We start from the raw sequence: 18,545 nt of genomic DNA on the forward strand, positions 1-18,545 counted from the left end.
CCGCTCGCCGCCGAGGCAACGACACCGTGGGAAGACGCTTTGACTGCTCCGACCTCGAGCAGCGGACCGAGGGCCTGACACAGGCCGCATCCGCCGTACGCCGCGGCGAACTCGTGGTGCTGCCGACCGACACCGTGTACGGCATCGGCGCCGACGCCTTCACCGCCTCGGCGGTCACCGCGCTGCTCGACGCCAAGGGCCGGGGCCGCGACATGCCGCCGCCCGTGCTCGTGGGCACCGTCAGAGCCGCCACAGCGCTCATAGACGACCTCGGGCCCTATGGGCAGGACCTGATAGACGCCTTCTGGCCGGGGCCGCTCACGCTCATCTGCAAGGCCAACAGGGCCCTTTCCTGGGACCTCGGCGACACCAAGGGCACGGTGGCCGTGCGCATGCCGCTCCATCCGGTCGCCCTCGACCTGCTCAAGGAGACCGGCCCCATGGCCGTCTCCAGCGCCAACCGCTCCGGCGCCCCCGCCGCCGTCACGGCCGCAGAGGCCGAAGAGCAGCTCGGCGACTCGGTCGAGGTCTACCTCGACGCCGGCAAAACCACCGACAACACGCCCTCCTCCATCCTCGACCTCACCTCGGCCGTGCCGCGGCTGCTGCGCCGCGGGGCGATCCCGGTGGAGAAGCTGCGCGGCATCATCGGCTACGTCGCCACCGAAGACTGAGGTATACCCGCTGCTTATTCCGGCTGCCATCGCGCCCGGCCGAGATTACGGTGAGGCCCGGAGCCTGCGAGACGTCCGGGGAGTGGCCGATGGGCAAGTTCGACGGCATGGATCCCAAGCTGGTCCGTGACCTGTTGACCGAGGTGAAACACGCCGCCGCGCAGATGCGCACGGTCGAGGACCGGGTCAGGGCCGCCATGAGCCGTGCCGGGGTGTCCACCCAGACCACCCACCGGCCCGCTCAGGTGGCCGACGCCGTCGACGTGATGGTTCGCGACGTCAACGTGCGGCTGGAGACCCTGGAGAAGCGCGTCGAGGCGCCCGACGGCGCCGAGGCCGTCGACGGGCCCAAGGACGAGGCAGGCGGGGGACGGAACCGGTACGACAATCCACGTGCCGATGAGCCGCCGTCCAAGGGTGATGAGCCGAAGACGCGCGATGAGCCGCCCGCCAAGGCGGAGGAGCCGCCGTCCAAGGGTGATGAACCCAAAACGCGGGATGAGCCCCCTTCCAAGGGGGACGAGCCTAAGGACGACGTGCGCGGGGAGCGGGACCGGTACGACAATCCACGTGCCGATGAGCCGCCGTCCAAGGGCGATGAGCCGAAGACACCACAGGAACCCCCCTCCAAGGGCGACAAGCCCGAGACCGGCGACGGGGCCGAGGCGGACTCCGGTGGGAAGGACTGCGACGACGCCAAGGACACCGGGACCGGCAAGGACACGGACACCGGAAAGGACATCGGTACGGGTGGGGATTGTGAGACCGGTGATCGGCCCTCGGATCAGCCGGTCGATCAGCCCAAGGACGACGATCTCGACAGCAGGCGCGACCGGGGCGCCGAGAACGACGGCGGTACGGTCGACATCCCGGTCGGCGACACCCCGGTCGGCGACCAGAAGGACCCGACGAAACCGCAGATCGTGGTCGTGGACGGGGTCAAGGTCCTGCAGGTGCCCATCGACCCGCCGACCGCCGATCAACTGGAGGACCTGCTCGGGAACACCGACGACGTAAAACCGGCGGACATGCCGAAAATGCCCGCCGACAGCCCCTCCACCGCCAACGTCAACGGCGAGTACGGCCAGGGGGCGTGGACCGAACGCGACCTCAGCCCCGACGGCGATGTGGGCTCGATCAACCCCGGAAGGCCGAGCACGGGTGGCGACGCGACGGCCATCCCGCCGGCCCCCGCCCCCGACGACGGCGGGAGCGCGACCACACCATCCGACAACGCGGCCTCCACAGCGGGCGAAGGAAACGGTTGCGACTCCGGCACGGACCGCACCCCAGGCGACAAGGACACGGTCCCAGACACCAGGGACACCGGCACCGACAAGGACACGGGCACGGGCAAAGACACGACTCCGGACGGAAGGGACGCGGGCACCGGTAGAGACGCAGGCACCGGCAAGGACACGACTCCGGACGGTAGAGACGCGGGCACCGGTAGGGACACGACTCCGGATGGAGGGGACACGGGCACCGGCAAGGACACCGTTCCGGATGGGAAGGACACCAGGCCGGGCGGTTTGGGGCCGAGGCCGGACCTGCCGGTGAACGACGGTAATCAGGGTGCGGGAGACCAGGGCAAGCCGTTCGCGGTCCCGCCCACCAACCCCTCGGCCACGCTGCCCACCGGAGCCGGAGCCGACGCGCCGCCCACCACGACGACGGCCGATGCGGGTTACGGAGCGGAAGCGACCAACGGGACGAATGCGGCCCACGGCGCCAGTGGGTTCAACGATCCGATCACCAACGGAACGGCGGCCTATGGGCCGCCCGTCGCCGGGCCGATCGCCGGCGAACCGATCACCAACGATGGGGCGACCCTAAACGGACCGATCGCCGACGGGACGGCCGCAGATGGGACGGCGGCCTATGGGGCCGTGCAGGTCGATGGGGATGTTGTGATTCGCAAGGTCGGCCCCGTTGACCCGGAATCCCTGCGCATGTTCATCGACGGTGTCCGCGACATCAAGCCCATGGAGATGCCCTCGGTGGAGATCCGGTCAGGTGAGGGCGATCGGGCCCTCGGGAACGACGTAGACCCCGGCACGCCGGAGAGGAGCGCCTGATGTTCGTCGACCCCCCGGCCCCCACCCCCAAGACCGCGGAGGAGAAACCCCCGGCAAGCGCCGAGGACGCCCTCCAGAACCCTCCCAGAGCCTGGGAGTTCAATCCCGACTACCAACGCCTGGTAACCGCCTGGAACACCGTCCTGCCCCACCTGGAGGGCCTCAGAACGGCCCTTGACAAGGCGTACGGCCTGGCCATGAGCCCGCAGACGTGGGACGCCCCGGTCGGCGAGCGCTATGTCGAGGACATCCGCGAATGGCGCAACAGGCTGGCCGCCTACCGCCACTCGGTCCTGACCGCGATCAGCGACGAGGCGGCCGACACCCCGCGCTGGGTCAGGACCACGGCCAATGCTCCCCATGCGTTCTGAGATATCCCGGACTAAGCGCTAGCCGCCTGGGTGAAAACGGACATCAGGTCGTACAGTGGGGAAATGGGTGTACAACCCTACTACGGCCCGGACTTCGGGCAGCTGCAGAAGCAGGATCCCGAGCTCGCGCAGATCCTGCTGGACGAGCTCGACCGCGTACGCGGCGGGATCCAGCTGATCGCGAGCGAGAACTTCACCTCGCCCGCCGTCATGGCGGCCCTGGGCTCCACCCTCACCAACAAGTACGCCGAGGGCTACCCGGGCAGGCGCTACTACGGCGGTTGCGAGGTCGTGGACCGGGCCGAACGCCTGGCGATCGACCGGGCCAAGGGGCTGTTCGGGGCCGAGCACGCCAACGTCCAGCCCCACTCGGGCGCCTCGGCCAACCTGGCCGCCTACGCCGCGCTCCTCCAGCCCGGCGACACCATGCTGGCCATGGCGCTTTCGCACGGCGGCCACCTCACCCACGGCTCCAAGGTGAACTTTTCCGGAAGATGGTTCGACGTCGTGTCGTACGGAGTGCGTCGCGACACCGAACTCATCGACTACGACGAGGTGCGCGACCTGGCCCTGCGGCACCAGCCGAAACTCATCGTGTGCGGCGCCACCGCGTATCCGAGGCTGATCGACTTCGCGGTCTTCCGCGGCATCGCCGACGAGGTGGGGGCGTGGCTGATGGCCGACGTGGCGCACACGATCGGGCTGATGGCGGGCGGCGCGATCCCGTCGGCGGTGCCGTACGCGGACGTCGTGACGCTCACCACCCACAAGGCGCTGCGCGGCCCGCGCGGCGGGGCCATCCTGTGCACGGGGGAGCTGGCCAAGAAGATCGACAGGGCGGTGTTCCCGTTCATCCAGGGTGGGCCGCTGATGCACGTGGTGGCGGCCAAGGCGGTGGCGTTCGCGGAGGCGGCGCGGCCGGAGTTCCGCGACTACACCAGGCGGGTGGTCGCCAACGCGCAGGCGCTGGCGGGGGCGCTGGCCGTGGACGGGATGCGGGCGGTGTCCGGCGGCACGGACACCCACCTGGCGCTGATCGACCTGCGCGGCGTGGAGGTGTCGGGGGCCGAGGCGGAGCAGAGATGCGCCGCCGCAGGGATCACGCTGAACCGGAACGTGATCCCGTACGATCCCGAGCCCGCGACGACCACCTCGGGCATCCGCGTCGGCACGCCCTGCGTGACCACCCAGGGGATGGGGCCCCAGGATCTCGAGGAAGTTGGCACGCTCGTGACCCGGGCGGTGCGCGATCCGGGGAGTGCGCAGGAGGTTCGGGAAAGAGTTTCAGCGCTTCTGGCCATACATCGGCCATATCTCAGCGAATATTAAACTGGTCTGTGTCGTTTTCCGGTCACAGTGGGCCGGAGCATCCGGGAAACTAGGTCCGTGCGCGAATACCTCTTCATGGCGCTCATCTCGGCGGCGGTGACCTATCTGCTGGTCCCGCTCGTGCGCCGCTTCGCCATCCGCATCGGCGCCATGCCCGAGGTTCGCGAACGGGATGTGCACACCACGCCAACGCCCAGGCTGGGCGGTCTTGCGATGTACGGCGGGCTCGTCGTGGGCCTGCTGGTCGCCAATCAGCTCACCCACACGGGCAAGGCGCTGGCGGAGTCCGAGAGCAACGCGGTGACCGCGCTGATCCTGGCGGGCGGGCTCATCACGCTGACCGGGTTCCTCGACGACTGGTGGGGCATGGACGCCTTCATCAAGCTCGGCGGGCAGATCGCGGCGGCCGGCGTGCTGGTCTTCTACGACCTGCGGCTGCTCTACCTCCCGCTGCCCCAAGACTGGGGCGGCTCCACCAGCCTCGACTACACCTTGAGCACGGTCATCACGATCCTGGTCGTGGTCGTGACCATCAACGCGGTCAACTTCGTCGACGGGCTCGACGGCCTGGCGGCCGGCATCGTCTGCATCGCCAGCATGGCCACATGGGCCTACTCGATCTTCCTCGCCGACAACATCAGCACCGGGCGCATCACCGTCACGGCCGCCATCGTCGCCATCCTCATCGGCACCTGCCTGGGCTTCCTGCCCCACAACTTCCACCCGGCGAAGATCTTCATGGGCGACACGGGCGCGATGCTGATCGGGCTCGTGCTCGCCTCCTCCATCGTCACCGTGACGCCGGTCGACCCCGGGATCATCGAGGGGATGAACAAGGTCCCGGTGCTGCTGCCGCTGCTGCTGCCGGCCGCGGTGCTGGTCCTGCCGCTGGTCGACCTGATCACGGCCGTGGTGCGGCGCACCTCGCGCGGCCTGTCGCCGTTCGCGCCCGACCGCGGCCACCTGCACCACCGGCTGATGGACATCGGCCACTCCCATCGCAGAACCGTGCTCATCCTGTACGCGTGGGCGTTCCTGTTCGCCTTCGGCATCGTGGGGATGTCCACGGTCGGCGTGCCGGTCCTGCTGTTCCCCGTGGTCATCCTGCTCGCGCTGGCGGTTCTGGTGCTGATGGCCCTGCCGCGCTGGCGGGGCAGGGGCGGGGCGCACTCGCGCGGGGGCCGGTCCGACGACGACGACGGGCCGCCCACGGGGCCGATGCCGCCCATCCGCCCGGACACCGAGGTCAGAGGGCCGAGGCCGCCTGCCGACGGCTCTCCGAACGACCGTGCGACGGCCGATGGCAAACCGGTCATTCCCGCCTTTCCGAGCCGTTCTTGATCGCGAACTAGAAACGGCAGGTAAAAGCGGTCTTCCGTGAGCTTGTGATATCTTTCACGAGCAGGGACTCCAGATGCACTGCTTCTGGAGGTAGCAAACGCTCGCTTGACAACATGCTGATGGAGCACTGATGCAGGCCAACGACGTGCGCGTACTCAAAAGTGCCGCGATTCCGACCCTCGGGGTCGGGGTGGTCGCCGTCGTCCTGGCGCTGCTGCTCGCCGGTGGTCAAGGGGCGCTCGGCGCGGCCCTCGGCACCGTGCTCGTCGGAGTTTTCTTCAGCATCAGCGTCGTGGCGGTCTCCTACGCCGCCCGCGTCTCCCCGCAGATGATGGCGATCGCGGCGATGGTGAGCTACCTCGTCAAGGTCGTGGCCATCATGGTCGTGCTGTCCGCCTTCCGCGACACCACGGCCTGGAACACCCAAGCTTTCGCCTGGTCAGTGGTGGTGTGCACGCTCGTGTGGACGGGTTTCGAGGTCCGCGCCTTCATGAAGACCAAGCTGCTTTACGTCGACCCCGAGGCCAAGGTCCCCGGAAAGGGAGACTCATGAGGCCGGCGCGTGACGGGGCCCGATATGACTAGTCCTCCATTTGCCTGCTATCGTCGGGGCCGCGATGAGCGCACAGGAACGCCGACCGGAAGAAGACGGTCGCGACTTCGCCGACGCCATGTGGTCAGTCCCCAGCTATCTGCTTGCAGGGATGGCCATCTACGGCGGTCTCGGGTGGTTGCTGGACCGGTGGCTGGACATGTCCGCGTTCTTTCCCATAGGCATCGTCCTTGGGCTGGTGCTCGCCGGCTACCTGGCCTACCGGAAGTTCTCTCGCTGACTCGCGAAGGCTTCGCTGAGGGAAACCCCTGTGATCCACACTACGACGTTGATGAAGGGAACGCCGCGTGAGTGCGCTGACGGCCCTAGCTCCCGCTGATCAGTTCCAGGCGCCATCGCCTGACAGTCTGTTCAATGCTTTCACCCCGATCATCCCGGGGGTCGACTGGTTCACCAAGCCGGTTCTCCTCGCGATGCTCAGCTCGATTCTCGTGATCGGCGTCTGCTGGGCGGCCTTCGGCAACCCGAAGGTCGTGCCGAGGGGTGTCCAGAACGTCGTCGAGTACGGCTACATGTTCGTCCGCGACCAGGTCGCCCGGCCCTTCCTGGGCAAGGACGCCGACCGGTGGATGGGCCTGCTGCTCACCCTGTTCTTCCTGGTCCTGGTCTGGAACCTCATGGGTGTCATCCCGGTGATCCAGTTCCCGGTGGCCTCGCACATCGCCTTCCCGATGGTGCTGGCGATCTCGATCTACGTGCTCAAGATCTACCTGGGTATGAAGCACCAGGGCCCGATCGGCTACTTCAAGAACATGATGTTCCCGCCGGGGTTGCCGAAGTTCATCTACGTGCTCCTGGCGCCGATCGAGTTCCTGTCCAACCTGATCATCGCCCCCTTCACGCACGCGGTCCGACTCTTCGCGAACATGTTCGCCGGCCACATGCTGCTGGCCTTCTTCAGCATGGTGGGCTTCTGGTTCCTGTTCGAGAAGCTGACCCCGCTCGGCGCGGGCGTGGGCGTCGTCGGCGTGATCATGACGATCATCTTCACCGCCTTCGAGATGTTCATCCAGTTCTTGCAGGCATTCCTGTTCGCGATGCTGGCCTCGATGTACATCGGCAACTCGCTGCACGCGGATCACTGAGAACCACATACCGGAATATCCATGACCGGTGAAAACACCGATTCACCGGCCGTCCAGTAAAGGAATAACAGTAATGAGCGTTCTCGCTGAGGTCTCCGGCAACGTCACCGCCATCGGTTACGGTCTCGCCGCCATCGGCCCCGGCATCGGCGTCGGCATCATCTTCGGTCAGGGCGTGCAGGCCATCGCCCGCCAGCCGGAGGCGTACGGGCTGATCCGTCAGAACATGCTCCTGGGCTTCGTCCTCACCGAGGCCCTGGCCCTGCTCGGTCTCGTCGCGCCGTTCATCTTCTCGGGCATCTAGACCGCTTGATCATCCTCACTGACGAAAGGCTGCAACCATGATCAAGGCAGCTACGCTCCTTGCGGCGGAGGAAGGGGCCAACCCCCTCATGCCGCACACGTACGAGCTCGTCGTCGGTATCTTCTCGTTCCTCGTCGTTCTCGTCGTCGTCGGCAAGATTCTCGTCCCGCGTATCCAGAAGACGCTGGCCGAGCGGACCAACGCGATCGAGGGCGGCATCAAGAGGGCCGAGGAGGCCCAGGCCGAGGCGCAGGAGCTGCAGCGCAAGTACCAGCAGCAACTCGAAGAGGCCCGTCGCGACGCCGCCCGCCTGCGCGAGGAGGCCCGCGAGCAGGCCGCGCAGATCAAGGCCGAGCTCCGTGAAGAGGCGCAGGCCGAGGCCCGCCGCCTCGTCGAGGCCGCGCACGCGCAGATCGAGGCCGACCGTCAGGCGGCCTTCTCCCAGCTCCGCACGGAGATCGGCCGACTGTCGACCGAGCTGGCCGGCCGCATCGTCGGCGAGTCTCTCGAGGACGAGGTCCGGCAGAGCCGCATCGTCGACCGGTTCCTCGACGAGCTGGAGACCAGCAACGCGCAGGCGGTGCGCTGATGCGTGGGCGAACCCCCCGCAGCGAGCGGGTGAGTGAACGATGAGGGGCTTGAGCAGGACGTCCCTGGCTACGGTCGAGGAGCGGTTCAACGCGGTCGCCGGCAGTGCCGAGCTCGGCACGCTCTCCGACGAGCTGTTCGCGGTCGCGGACCTGCTCGATCGGGAGCACGGCCTGCGCCGGGCCCTGTCCGACCCGGCCAGGCCCGGGGAGCAGAAGGCGGCCACCGTGCGCGCGCTGCTCGAGGGGAAGGTCAGCGCCTCGACGATCTCCACCGTCGAGGCTGCGGTCTCGGCGCGGTGGTCGCGCGCCGGTGACCTGCCCGACGTGCTCGAACGGCTCGGCGTCGTCGCCGCGTCCGCGGAGGCGGAGAGCCAGTCCAGGCTCGACGAGGTCGATGACGAGCTCTTCCGCTTCGGCCGCATCGTCGCCGCCAACCCCGATCTGCGCCGCGCGCTGTCCGACGCGGCGGCGCCCGAGTCGGGCAAGCGGCAGTTGCTGCGCGACCTGCTCGGCGACAAGGTCGCGCCGACCAGCCTGCGCCTGGTCACGCAGGTCGTGGCACACCCACGTGGGCGTAGCCTGGAGGCAGGTCTTGAGGGTGTCGGCCAGCTCGTAGCCGAGCAGCGCCAGCGCCTCGTCGCGGTGGTGCGCACCGCGGTCGAGCTGTCCGACGCGCAGCAGGAGCGCCTGGCGGCGTGGCTGCGCGCTTCATACGGCCGTGACGTGCACCTGAACGTCGAGGTGGACAAGCGGGTGATCGGTGGGTTCTCGGTCCGCATCGGCGACGAGATCATCGACAGCACCATTGTGGGACGAATCGAAGAAGTCCGCCGCCGGTTGGCCGGCTAGGCGAATAGGGAGACAGAGTAGAGATGGCGGAGCTTACGATCCGGCCGGACGAGATCCGGGACGCGCTTGAGCGCTTCGTCCAGGCGTACGAACCGGAAGGCGCCGCGCGCGAGGAGATCGGGACCGTCGTCGACGCCGGCGACGGCATTGCCCATGTCTCCGGCCTTCCCTCGGCGATGGCGAACGAACTGCTCGAGTTCGAGGACGGCACGCGCGGCCTGGCACTTAACCTCGACACCCGCGAGATCGGTGTCGTTGTCCTGGGCGACTTCAGCAAGATCGAGGAAGGCCAGACGGTCCGCAGGACGGGCGAGGTCCTGTCCGTGCCCGTCGGCGACAACTTCCTCGGCCGCGTGGTCGACCCGCTCGGTGTTCCGCTCGACGGCAAGGGCGCCATCGAGTCCGAGGGCACGCGTGCCCTCGAACTCCAGGCCCCCTCGGTCGTCCAGCGGCAGCCGGTGAAGCAGCCGCTGCAGACCGGCATCAAGGCGATCGACGCCATGACGCCGATCGGCCGCGGCCAGCGCCAGCTGATCATCGGTGACCGTGGCACCGGCAAGACCGCGATCGCCGTGGACACGATTCTCAACCAGCGCGAAAACTGGGCCTCGGGCGACCCCGAGAAGCAGGTCCGCTGCGTCTACGTCGCGGTAGGCCAGAAGGGCTCGACGATCGCGCAGGTCAAGGCTCGGCTGGAGGAGGCCGGCGCGCTGGAGTACACCACCATCGTCGCCGCTCCCGCCTCCGACCCGGCCGGCTACAAGTACCTCGCCCCCTACACCGGTTCGGCCATCGGCCAGCACTGGATGTACCAGGGCAAGCACGTTCTGATCATCTTCGACGACCTGACCAAGCAGGCCGACGCCTACCGCGCGGTGTCCCTGCTGCTGCGTCGCCCGCCGGGCCGCGAGGCCTTCCCCGGCGACGTCTTCTACCTCCACTCCAGGCTCTTGGAGCGCTGCGCGAGGCTGTCCAAGGAGATGGGCGGCGGCTCGATGACGGGCCTGCCGATCATCGAGACCAAGGGCAACGACGTCTCGGCGTTCATCCCGACCAACGTCATCTCCATCACCGACGGCCAGTGCTTCCTTGAGACCGACCTGTTCAACGCGGGTGTCCGTCCGGCGATCAACGTCGGTATCTCGGTCTCCCGAGTCGGTGGCTCGGCGCAGGTCAAGGCGATGCGGAAGGTCGCGGGCACGCTGAAGCTGTCGCTGTCGCAGTACCGCGACCTGGAGGCGTTCGCGTCGTTCGCCTCCGACCTGGACGCGGCCTCCCGCGCCCAGCTCGAGCGCGGCCAGCGCCTGGTCGAGCTGCTCAAGCAGCCGCAGTACTCTCCGTTCCCCGTCGAGAAGCAGGTCGTGTCGGTGTGGGCCGGCACCACCGGTGAGCTCGACGAGGTGCCGACCGAGGACATCCGCCGCTTCGAGTCGGAGTTCCTCGATTTCCTGCAGGCCTCGCACAAGGGTGTCTTCGACAGCATCCGCGAGACCAACGACCTGTCCGACGACGCGGTGACCACCCTCAAGGACGCCATCACGGAGTTCAAGAAGGGCTTCACCACCTCCTCGGGTGAGCTGCTCGTCAAGGACGAGCCGGTCGCTCCGCTGGAGGCCGAAGAGGTCGGCCAGGAGAAGATCAAGAAGGTCGTCCGTCCGGCTACGGGGAAGTAGCCCATGGGTGCCCAGCTAAGGCTGCTGCGGCGGCGGATCAACTCGGTCAAGTCGACCGCGAAGATCACGCGCGCCCAGGAGCTCATCGCCTCTTCACGGATCGTGAAGGCGCAGCAGCGGATGCAGGCGGCGCTGCCGTACGAGCGCGAGATCACTCGCGCCGTCACCGGCGTCGTCAGCAACGCGGCCAGCGTCGACCATCCGCTGACCGTGGCGAAGGAGAACCCCGCCAGGGCGGGCGTCCTCATCGTCACCAGCGACAGCGGGTTCTGCGGCGGTTTCAACGCCAACGTGCTGCGTGAGGCCGAGGCCCTGCGCGGGCTGCTGGAGAGCCGCGGCATGGACGTGGTTCCGTTCGTCTCCGGGCGCAAGGGCGTCACCTGGCACACCTTCCGCCAGCGGGAGATGGGCGGCGACTGGGTCGGCTTCTCCAGGAAGCCGTCCTACGCCGACGCCAAGGAGATCGCGGGCACGCTGATCGAGTCGTTCAAGGACGAGAACGGGATCGACGAGATCCACATCGTCTCGACCGAGTTCGTCTCGATGCTGACGCAGAACGTCGTGGTCAAGCGGGTTCTGCCGCTCGAGGTCGAGGAGACCGTGGCGACGGAGTCCACCGTGATCCCGCCCTACTTCGAGTTCGAGCCGACCGCTGCCGACGTGCTGGAGACGCTGCTTCCGCGTTATGTGGAATCGCGCATCTTCACCGCGTTGCTGCAGTCGGCGGCCTCCGAGGAGGCCGCGCGGCGGCGCGCGATGAAGTCGGCGACGGACAACGCCAACGAGCTGATGCGGTTGCTCACCCAGGAGATGAACCAGGCTCGCCAGGCTGAGATCACCCAGGAAATCAGCGAGATCGTCGGTGGCGCCAACGCGCTCGCTGACGCCGCAGCGGGGAAAGAGTGAAATGACTGCAGAGGCTGTTGAAAACGTAGAGGCTGCGGCGGCCGGTACGGGCCGCGTGGCCCGCGTCACCGGCGCCGTCGTCGACGCGGAGTTCCCCGTCGACGCGATGCCCGACATCTATAACGCGCTCAAGGTCGAGGTCACCCTCGGCGGCGAGACCAAGACCCTGACCCTGGAGGTCGCCCAGCACCTGGGCGACAACCTGGTCCGGGCCATCTCCATGCAGCCCACCGACGGCATGGTCCGCGGCCAGGCCGTGCTCGACACCGGCGCCCCGATCTCGGTGCCGGTCGGCGACGTCGTCAAGGGCCACGTGTGGAGCGCGCTGGGCGAGACGCTCGACGTGCCGACCGCGTCGCTCAAGATCGAGGAGCGGTGGGGCATCCACCGGCCGTCGCCGCCCTTCGACCAGCTCGAGTCGCGCACCGAGATGCTCGTCACGGGCATCAAGGTCATCGACCTGCTCACCCCGTACGTGCAGGGTGGGAAGATCGGCCTGTTCGGCGGCGCCGGCGTGGGCAAGACGGTGCTCATCCAGGAGATGATCCGCCGTGTCGCCCGTAACTTCGGTGGCACCTCGTGCTTCGCCGGTGTGGGCGAGCGCACCCGTGAGGGCAACGACCTCTGGCTGGAGATGGAGGAGGCGGACGTCCTCAAGGACACCGCGCTCGTCTTCGGCCAGATGGACGAGCCGCCGGGCACCCGGCTGCGGGTCGCGCTGTCGGCGCTGACCATGGCGGAGTACTTCCGCGATGTGCAGAAGCAGGACGTGCTGCTGTTCATCGACAACATCTTCCGCTTCACGCAGGCCGGTTCCGAGGTCTCCACGCTGCTCGGCCGTATGCCGTCCGCGGTGGGTTACCAGCCGACGCTGGCCGACGAGATGGGTGTGCTCCAGGAGCGCATCACCTCGACGCGCGGTCACTCGATCACCTCCATGCAGGCGATCTACGTGCCCGCCGACGACATCACCGACCCGGCCCCGCACAACGCGTTCGCGCACCTCGACGCGCAGACCGTGCTCTCGCGGCCGATCTCGGAGAAGGGCATCTACCCCGCGGTGGACCCGCTCGACTCCTCCTCCCGGATCCTCGACCCGCAGATCGTGGGCGAGGAGCACTACCGGGTGGCCCAGGAGACCAAGCGGATCCTGCAGAAGTACCGCGAGCTCCAGGACATCATCGCGATCCTCGGTATCGACGAGCTGTCCGAAGAGGACAAGGTCACCGTGCAGCGGGCCCGCCGTATCGAGCGGTTCCTGTCGCACCCGATGTACGCCGCCGAGGCGTTCACCGGCCAGCCGGGCGAGACCGTCCCGCTGGACGAGACCATCGCCTCCTTCAAGGGCCTGTGCGCGGGTGAGTACGACCACCTGCCCGAGCAGGCGTTCTTCATGGTCGGTGGCATCGAGCAGGCCGTGGCCAAGGCCAAGGAACTCGAGCGCCGCTAAGTCGCCCACGGTGATGGCGCGGCCGTCGCGGGCCGCGCCATCACCTGATCGGAAAGGAACCTACACAAGTGGCGAAGCTACGCGTAGGGGTTGTCTCACCCGAGCGTGAGATCTGGTCGGGCGAGGCCGACATGGTGATTGCCAAGACCGTGGACGGCGAGATCGGTATTATGCCGCAACACGCACCTGTGCTCGGCGTCCTCGTCGAGGGCGGCGTGCTGCGCATCAAGCGGGAGGGCGAGGGCGATCTCGCGGCGGCGGTGCACGGGGGCTTCATCTCCGTCGCCGACGACGAGGTGTCCGTGCTCGCCGAGGTGGCCGAGCTCGGTTCCGAGGTCGACGTCGCCGCCGCCCGTGATGCACTCGACCGGGCTCAGGCCTCGATCGAGGCCAATCAGGAAGACGCCGACGCGGCAATCGAGGCCAAACGTGCCAGGGCTCGGCTGCGCGCGGCAGGCGAAGAGGTTTAATACCAATAAGAAATCCGCCAAGCGGACCGCCGCAACCACAGGCGCGGGCCGGCGGGCGGGTTTCTCATTGGTGATGCAAGCTGGCTCAGGGGGGCAGCCTAGTGGTAACGGTTGTGACTTTCGTACTGCTACTGGCTGCCCTCGTGGTCCTGCGCGGCATCGTGCTGGCCAGATCACGGGGGAGCGTACCCTGTCGCCTGCGGGTGGGCGAGCGCGGATGGCAGAGCGGGGTGGCCCGCTACGCCGACGGGGAGCTCCACTGGATCCCGCTCATGGGCGTCCGACTGAGGCCGCGCCACGCTATCGCGAGGCGCGGCCTCGTCGTTTCCGCCCGGCGTGAGATAGACGGCGGGCTCTACGCCGTGGACTTCGGCGGAAGCACGCGGGGGTTGTCGATCGCGATGAGCGCCGATGCGCTGACCGGGTTCCTGGCGTGGCTGGAGTCGGCGCCGCCCAGCGCATATCTCGACGTGGCTTAGCGGGTGCCGCCGGGCTTCCAGAGGATCTCCTCGCCCGCGTGGGCGACCCGGCAGGCGATGAAGAGCAGGTCTGAGAGCCGGTTGAGGTATTTCGCGGTCAGCTCGTTCATGTCGTCGTGGACGTCCAGGGCCGCCCAGGTCGAACGCTCGGCCCTGCGGACCGTGACCCGGGCCACGTGGAGCGCGGCCGTGGCCGGGTCGCCGCCGGGCAGGATGAAGCTACGCAGCGGCTTGAGGCCGGCGTTGAAGTGGTCGCACTGCTCCTCCAGCCGGTCGATGTAGGACTGCTCGACCCGCAGCGGCGGGAACTCCGGGTTGCCGACCACCGGCGTGGCCAGATCGGCCCCCAGATCGAACATCTCGTTCTGCACCCTGACCAGGACCTTCACGAGCTCGGCGGGAAGCGTGCCGTGGGAGAGCGCGACCCCCAGGTGGGCGTTGGCCTCCTCCACGTCGGCGTAGGCCGCCAGCCGGGGATCGGTCTTCGAGGTCCGGCTCATGTCGCTCAGCGTCGTGGTGCCGTCGTCGCCGGTGCGTGTGTAGATGCGGGATAGGACGACCGGCTTGTCCTTGTCGGCGCGCGTCATGCTCTCACCCTATTGACTCCCTCGCCGCGCATGAGGCCCGGGGCTCCTCGGGAGGCGCCGATGACAAAAGTCATCAAGAACGGACGCGCGACGCATGCCGGGCCCGTGATTTCGGCGACTGGCCGGACGAATGCCATGAAAGACACCATGGACTCATGACGAAGGAGAGGACCTGATGCTCGAGATCAGCGAGCTGCGCAAGCGCTTCGCGGGCGGCCCCGACGCCCCTGGCGGGAAGGTCGCCCTGGACGGAGTCAGCTTCGCCGTACAGCCGGGGGAGATGTTCGGGTTCGTCGGCGCGAACGGCGCCGGCAAGACGACCACCATGCGCATCGTCATGGGTGTGCTCCAGCCCGACTCCGGGTCGGTGAGCTGGCAGGGCAGCCCGTTGGGCCCCGCCGCCAGGCAGCGTTTCGGCTACATGCCGGAGGAGCGCGGGCTTTACCAGAAGATGCGGGTCGCCGAGCAGATCGAGTACTTCGGCCGCCTGCACGGGCTGAGCGCCGCGGCGGCCAAGAAATCCACCGACGACCTGCTGGAGCGGCTCGGGCTGACCGAGCGCAGGGCAGACGCGGTGCAGGCGCTGTCGCTGGGCAACCAGCAGCGCGTGCAGCTCGCCGTGGCCCTGGTGCACGATCCCGAGGTGCTGGTCCTGGACGAGCCGTTCTCCGGCCTCGACCCCATCGCGGTGGACGCGCTGGCCACGGTGCTGCAGGAGCGCTGCAGGGGCGGCGTGCCGGTGATCTTCTCCAGCCACCAGCTCGAACTGGTCGAGCGGCTGTGCGACTCCGTCGGCATCGTCTCGGCCGGCCGGATGGTCGCCTCCGGCACGGTCGCCGACCTGCGCGCCGCCGAGGGCAACGCGCTGCGCGTGGTCGTGCGCGACCCGGCGCCCGGCTGGGCGGACGGGCTGCCCGGCACGGTCACCGTCACCGGCGACAGGCACGTCCTGCGCACCGAGGACGGCGACGACCAGGAGATCCTGCGCCGCGCCATGAAGGCGGGGCACGTCGAGCACTTCGGGGTCGAGCAACCGACCCTCACCGAGATCTTCAAGGAGGCCGTGGCGTGAACGGACTGATGCTGGTCGCCCGCAGAGAAGTCGTCACGCAGGTCAGGACGCGGGCGTTCGTCATCGGCCTGCTCATCACGGCCCTGCTGACGGCCGTGCTCGCCTTCGCCCCGAAGTTCATGGGCGGCCCCGACTCCTACACGCTCGGCACCGTCAACTCCCAGCCGCTGCCGCTGCGGACGGCCGTGCCGGACACCGAGTTCACCTGGCGCTCCTTCCCCGACGAGGCCGCGGCCAAGAAGGCCGTGCTGGCGGGCGACGTGGACGCGGTGCTGGTCAACGGCACCAAGGTGATCACGGACGGCGAGATCGACTCCCAGCTCGGCGTGATCATGCAGAGCGTCAACAGGGAGGCGAAGCTCGGCGCCGCCGGCCTGGCGATCCCGCCGCTGCAGATGGAGTCGGTGGGCGCCGACACCCGTTACGAGTCGGCGCGCGCCGGGATCGCCTGGGTGCTGGTCATCGTGCTGTTCATGATGCTCTTCGGGCAGACCATCATGGTCGCCATGGGCGTGGTGGAGGAGAAGGGCAGCAGGATCGTGGAGATCCTGCTCTCCACGCTGAGGCCGTGGCAACTGCTCGGCGGGAAGATCATCGGGCTGGGCGTGATCGGCCTCATCAACCTGGGCACGGTCGTCGTGGTCGGCCTGGGGGCGGCGACCGCCTCGGGCGTGGCCTCCGACTTCCCGCCCGGCATCGGGGGTCTGGTGGCCGGGGTGCTGGTGTGGTTCGTGCTCGGGTACGCCTTCTTCGCCACGCTGTCGGCCGCGCTCGCCTCGCTGGTCTCGCGCCAGGAGGAGGTCAACAACGTGCTCACCCCGCTGACCATGATCATGATGGCCACGTACTTCGTCGCCATCTTCACCGTCAACAACCCCACGGGCACGCTGGCCACGGTCCTGTCGTACGTGCCGCCGTTCTCCTCGATGATCATGCCGGTGCGGATGGCCGGGACCGAGGTGCCGCTGTGGCAGATGGGCGCCTCCATGGCGGCGATGGTGCTGGGCGTGGTCGCGGTGCTGGCCTTCGGCGCCAAGGTCTACGAGCGGGCCGTGCTGCGCACCGGCGCCCGGCTGAAACTCGGCGACGTCGTGCGCGCCCGGTAGATGGACCCGATCCAGCGGATGCGGCGCGCCACCTGGACGATGCTGGTCGGCTTCGTCTTCATGATGTGGGCGCTCGTCACGGTGGCGACGGTGGTCACCTATGACAGGGGGATGCTCAACTGGTGGCGTGTCGTGCCCGCGGCGATCGTGACGCTCGTTCTGACCTGGGTGCTGCTGCGCATGCTGCGGGCGTTTCTGGACCGCCGTCACCCCACCAGAGAGGTGGTGGTGTCGGCGGTTCTCGCCGTTGTCGCGGCGGTCGTGGGCGGGGCCGAGCCGTTCGGATGGGGGATCACGATCCCGACGTGGTTGTCGATCGCCACGCTCGAGATCCCGAGGCGCCGGGCCGTCGCCATGACGGCCGCGACGTTCGTGGTCTCGACCGGGCTCGGCGCGCTGACCTTACTGACGGGGACGAGCGCTTGGACCGCATCGGGGAACCCCGGGAAACTCGTCTACATCGTCGCCTTCAACGCCTTCCTCTGCGTGCTGCTGCCGCCGTCCAATCGGGTCGTCATGTGGATCTGGACGCTGGCCGTACAGGCTCATGAGGGGCGTGCGGCGCACGCGCGGCTGGCCGTGGCCGAGGAGCGGCTGCGCCTGGCCAGGGACCTGCACGACCTCGTCGGGCACCAGCTCTCGGCGATCGCCGTCAAGACCGAGCTGGCCGTACGGCTCTCCGACGCCGACGCGGCGGCGGCCAAGGCCGAGATGTCCGAGGTCAACACGCTGACCAGGAAGGCACTCAAGGAGCTGCGCCAGGCCGTGCGCGGCTACCGCGAGCTTGACTTGTCCGCCGAGCTGAATAGCGTGAAGGGAGTGCTCGAAGCGGCCGGGGTCCGCTGTGAGGTTCGCCTGCCCTATCGCGAACTGCCCGCCGGGGTGGCGCCGGTGTTCGCCTATGTGGTGCGCGAGGCGGCGACCAACGTACTCAAGCACAGCTCCGCGAGCTTCTGCGACGTCACGATCCGCTTCACCGACCGGGAGGCGGAGCTGCGCGTCCGCAACGACGGTGTCGAGCGGCGGCAGACCGCTGACCTGGGAAGCGGGCTGGTCGGCATGAGTGAGCGGCTGGCCGCCGTGGGGGGCACGGTGACGGCGCGCCCGACGGGTGACGGAGAGTTCCTGGTGCACGCTGTCGTGTTACTCCCGATTCGTGGGTAGTGGAATAACGCCGGGGAAACCACGGCAGACGCTTTACGCAGGGGTTCGACTACGCTGCGTGCGTGACTGAGGAGGTGGCATGCGCGTCCGGGGCAATCCGAGTGCCCAGGTGGTGCGGATCGGCGCCCGGCTCGACGCCGGCACGTCGGCCGGGGTGCGCGAGCGGCTGCACAAGGCGCTCGACTCCGGGGAAGGCGACCTGATCCTGGATCTCTCCAAGCTGGAGATGATCGACGCCACCGGTCTCGGCGTGCTCGTGGGCGCGCATCGGCGCGCGCTGAGCGTGCAACGCCGCCTCGTTCTTCGGGGGGTGCCACCGCGGATCATGCGGATACTGGCGGTGACCCGGCTGAATCGGGTCCTGCACGTGGAGGTACACGCTGCCGCGGTGGCCTGATGTGACA

The 18,545-nt window shown here is 68.4% G+C and carries 21 protein-coding genes; 20 read left to right on the forward strand and 1 reads right to left on the reverse strand.

Going from position 1 to position 18,545, the window contains the following annotated elements:
- Positions 1-26: 26 nt before the first annotated feature.
- The 16 genes from ACFOY2_RS31375 (at position 27) to ACFOY2_RS31450 (ending at position 14,212) form a co-directional block, all read left to right on the forward strand.
- Positions 27-674 carry an L-threonylcarbamoyladenylate synthase gene (locus tag ACFOY2_RS31375; protein WP_357829992.1) on the forward strand — a complete coding sequence of 216 codons (648 nt, stop codon included), beginning with the start codon at positions 27-29 and terminating at the stop codon, positions 672-674.
- Positions 675-763: 89 nt separating this feature from the next.
- Complete coding sequence (locus tag ACFOY2_RS31380) at positions 764-2,752, forward strand: hypothetical protein (RefSeq protein WP_379531705.1); 1,989 nt, start codon at positions 764-766, stop codon at positions 2,750-2,752.
- Complete coding sequence (locus ACFOY2_RS31385) at positions 2,752-3,123, forward strand: hypothetical protein (protein WP_379531706.1); 372 nt, start codon at positions 2,752-2,754, stop codon at positions 3,121-3,123. Before ACFOY2_RS31380 ends, ACFOY2_RS31385 begins: the two co-directional genes overlap by 1 nt.
- A gap of 63 nt (positions 3,124-3,186) precedes the next feature.
- Entirely contained in the window at positions 3,187-4,452 is a 1,266-nt protein-coding gene (locus tag ACFOY2_RS31390; protein WP_379531707.1) for a serine hydroxymethyltransferase, read from the forward strand.
- A gap of 57 nt (positions 4,453-4,509) precedes the next feature.
- On the forward strand, positions 4,510-5,793 hold the full coding sequence (locus tag ACFOY2_RS31395; protein ID WP_379531708.1) for a glycosyltransferase family 4 protein: 1,284 nt from the start codon (positions 4,510-4,512) through the stop codon (positions 5,791-5,793).
- Positions 5,794-5,923: 130 nt separating this feature from the next.
- Positions 5,924-6,346, forward strand: coding sequence for a hypothetical protein (locus ACFOY2_RS31400; RefSeq protein WP_379531709.1), 423 nt, complete (start codon positions 5,924-5,926; stop codon positions 6,344-6,346).
- Between the two features lie 64 nt (positions 6,347-6,410).
- The gene (locus ACFOY2_RS31405; protein WP_379531710.1) at positions 6,411-6,626 is read left to right on the forward strand and encodes an AtpZ/AtpI family protein; all 216 of its coding nucleotides are present in this window, start codon (positions 6,411-6,413) and stop codon (positions 6,624-6,626) included.
- Positions 6,627-6,693: 67 nt separating this feature from the next.
- A complete protein-coding gene (gene atpB / locus ACFOY2_RS31410; RefSeq protein ID WP_379531711.1) occupies positions 6,694-7,491 on the forward strand; it encodes a F0F1 ATP synthase subunit A in 798 nt (265 codons plus the stop codon).
- 73 nt (positions 7,492-7,564) lie between these two features.
- Positions 7,565-7,795, forward strand: a complete 231-nt coding sequence (gene atpE / locus ACFOY2_RS31415) for an ATP synthase F0 subunit C (RefSeq protein WP_357829968.1) — start codon at positions 7,565-7,567, stop codon at positions 7,793-7,795.
- Between the two features lie 37 nt (positions 7,796-7,832).
- Positions 7,833-8,384: a F0F1 ATP synthase subunit B gene (locus ACFOY2_RS31420; protein ID WP_379531712.1), complete on the forward strand. Its 552-nt coding sequence runs from the start codon at positions 7,833-7,835 to the stop codon at positions 8,382-8,384.
- Between the two features lie 40 nt (positions 8,385-8,424).
- Positions 8,425-9,234 carry a F0F1 ATP synthase subunit delta gene (locus ACFOY2_RS31425; protein WP_379531713.1) on the forward strand — a complete coding sequence of 270 codons (810 nt, stop codon included), beginning with the start codon at positions 8,425-8,427 and terminating at the stop codon, positions 9,232-9,234.
- Between the two features lie 23 nt (positions 9,235-9,257).
- Entirely contained in the window at positions 9,258-10,907 is a 1,650-nt protein-coding gene (atpA, locus tag ACFOY2_RS31430) for a F0F1 ATP synthase subunit alpha (protein WP_379531714.1), read from the forward strand.
- 3 nt (positions 10,908-10,910) lie between these two features.
- On the forward strand, positions 10,911-11,813 hold the full coding sequence (locus ACFOY2_RS31435) for a F0F1 ATP synthase subunit gamma (RefSeq protein WP_379531715.1): 903 nt from the start codon (positions 10,911-10,913) through the stop codon (positions 11,811-11,813).
- A 1-nt stretch (position 11,814) separates the two neighbouring features.
- Positions 11,815-13,263 carry a F0F1 ATP synthase subunit beta gene (gene atpD / locus ACFOY2_RS31440; protein WP_379531716.1) on the forward strand — a complete coding sequence of 483 codons (1,449 nt, stop codon included), beginning with the start codon at positions 11,815-11,817 and terminating at the stop codon, positions 13,261-13,263.
- Between the two features lie 68 nt (positions 13,264-13,331).
- On the forward strand, positions 13,332-13,733 hold the full coding sequence (locus ACFOY2_RS31445) for a F0F1 ATP synthase subunit epsilon (protein ID WP_132331956.1): 402 nt from the start codon (positions 13,332-13,334) through the stop codon (positions 13,731-13,733).
- Between the two features lie 113 nt (positions 13,734-13,846).
- On the forward strand, positions 13,847-14,212 hold the full coding sequence (locus tag ACFOY2_RS31450) for a DUF2550 family protein (protein WP_379531717.1): 366 nt from the start codon (positions 13,847-13,849) through the stop codon (positions 14,210-14,212).
- Here the strand turns inward: ACFOY2_RS31450 and ACFOY2_RS31455 are convergent.
- Positions 14,209-14,799 carry a cob(I)yrinic acid a,c-diamide adenosyltransferase gene (locus ACFOY2_RS31455; protein WP_379531718.1) on the reverse strand — a complete coding sequence of 197 codons (591 nt, stop codon included), beginning with the start codon at positions 14,797-14,799 and terminating at the stop codon, positions 14,209-14,211. The genes ACFOY2_RS31450 and ACFOY2_RS31455 overlap by 4 nt on opposite strands.
- 175 nt (positions 14,800-14,974) lie before the next feature.
- Here ACFOY2_RS31455 and ACFOY2_RS31460 point away from each other — a divergent pair, with 175 nt between their 5' ends.
- The 4 genes from ACFOY2_RS31460 to ACFOY2_RS31475 all read left to right on the forward strand — a co-directional run bounded on the left by ACFOY2_RS31460 (position 14,975) and on the right by ACFOY2_RS31475 (position 18,538).
- Positions 14,975-15,871 carry an ABC transporter ATP-binding protein gene (locus tag ACFOY2_RS31460; protein ID WP_379531719.1) on the forward strand — a complete coding sequence of 299 codons (897 nt, stop codon included), beginning with the start codon at positions 14,975-14,977 and terminating at the stop codon, positions 15,869-15,871.
- Positions 15,868-16,977 carry an ABC transporter permease gene (locus ACFOY2_RS31465; protein WP_379531720.1) on the forward strand — a complete coding sequence of 370 codons (1,110 nt, stop codon included), beginning with the start codon at positions 15,868-15,870 and terminating at the stop codon, positions 16,975-16,977. Before ACFOY2_RS31460 ends, ACFOY2_RS31465 begins: the two co-directional genes overlap by 4 nt.
- Complete coding sequence (locus ACFOY2_RS31470; RefSeq protein WP_379531721.1) at positions 16,978-18,141, forward strand: sensor histidine kinase; 1,164 nt, start codon at positions 16,978-16,980, stop codon at positions 18,139-18,141.
- 79 nt (positions 18,142-18,220) lie between these two features.
- A complete protein-coding gene (locus ACFOY2_RS31475) occupies positions 18,221-18,538 on the forward strand; it encodes an STAS domain-containing protein (protein ID WP_357829932.1) in 318 nt (105 codons plus the stop codon).
- Positions 18,539-18,545: the final 7 nt, after the last annotated feature.

This window comes from Nonomuraea purpurea (assembly GCF_042650645.1).
GTDB classification, from domain to species: Bacteria; Actinomycetota; Actinomycetes; order Streptosporangiales; family Streptosporangiaceae; genus Nonomuraea; species Nonomuraea purpurea.

Coding starts and splice junctions, on each gene's coding strand:
- ACFOY2_RS31380 (WP_379531705.1), top strand. CDS start 764: ATGGGCAAGTTCGACGGCATGGATCCCAAGCTGGTCCGTGACCTGTTG.
- ACFOY2_RS31385 (WP_379531706.1), top strand. CDS start 2,752: ATGTTCGTCGACCCCCCGGCCCCCACCCCCAAGACCGCGGAGGAGAAA.
- ACFOY2_RS31390 (WP_379531707.1), top strand. CDS start 3,187: ATGGGTGTACAACCCTACTACGGCCCGGACTTCGGGCAGCTGCAGAAG.
- ACFOY2_RS31400 (WP_379531709.1), top strand. CDS start 5,924: ATGCAGGCCAACGACGTGCGCGTACTCAAAAGTGCCGCGATTCCGACC.
- ACFOY2_RS31405 (WP_379531710.1), top strand. CDS start 6,411: ATGAGCGCACAGGAACGCCGACCGGAAGAAGACGGTCGCGACTTCGCC.
- atpE (WP_357829968.1), top strand. CDS start 7,565: ATGAGCGTTCTCGCTGAGGTCTCCGGCAACGTCACCGCCATCGGTTAC.
- ACFOY2_RS31420 (WP_379531712.1), top strand. CDS start 7,833: ATGATCAAGGCAGCTACGCTCCTTGCGGCGGAGGAAGGGGCCAACCCC.
- ACFOY2_RS31425 (WP_379531713.1), top strand. CDS start 8,425: ATGAGGGGCTTGAGCAGGACGTCCCTGGCTACGGTCGAGGAGCGGTTC.
- atpA (WP_379531714.1), top strand. CDS start 9,258: ATGGCGGAGCTTACGATCCGGCCGGACGAGATCCGGGACGCGCTTGAG.
- ACFOY2_RS31435 (WP_379531715.1), top strand. CDS start 10,911: ATGGGTGCCCAGCTAAGGCTGCTGCGGCGGCGGATCAACTCGGTCAAG.
- atpD (WP_379531716.1), top strand. CDS start 11,815: ATGACTGCAGAGGCTGTTGAAAACGTAGAGGCTGCGGCGGCCGGTACG.
- ACFOY2_RS31455 (WP_379531718.1), bottom strand. CDS start 14,799: ATGACGCGCGCCGACAAGGACAAGCCGGTCGTCCTATCCCGCATCTAC.
- ACFOY2_RS31460 (WP_379531719.1), top strand. CDS start 14,975: ATGCTCGAGATCAGCGAGCTGCGCAAGCGCTTCGCGGGCGGCCCCGAC.
- ACFOY2_RS31470 (WP_379531721.1), top strand. CDS start 16,978: ATGGACCCGATCCAGCGGATGCGGCGCGCCACCTGGACGATGCTGGTC.
- ACFOY2_RS31475 (WP_357829932.1), top strand. CDS start 18,221: ATGCGCGTCCGGGGCAATCCGAGTGCCCAGGTGGTGCGGATCGGCGCC.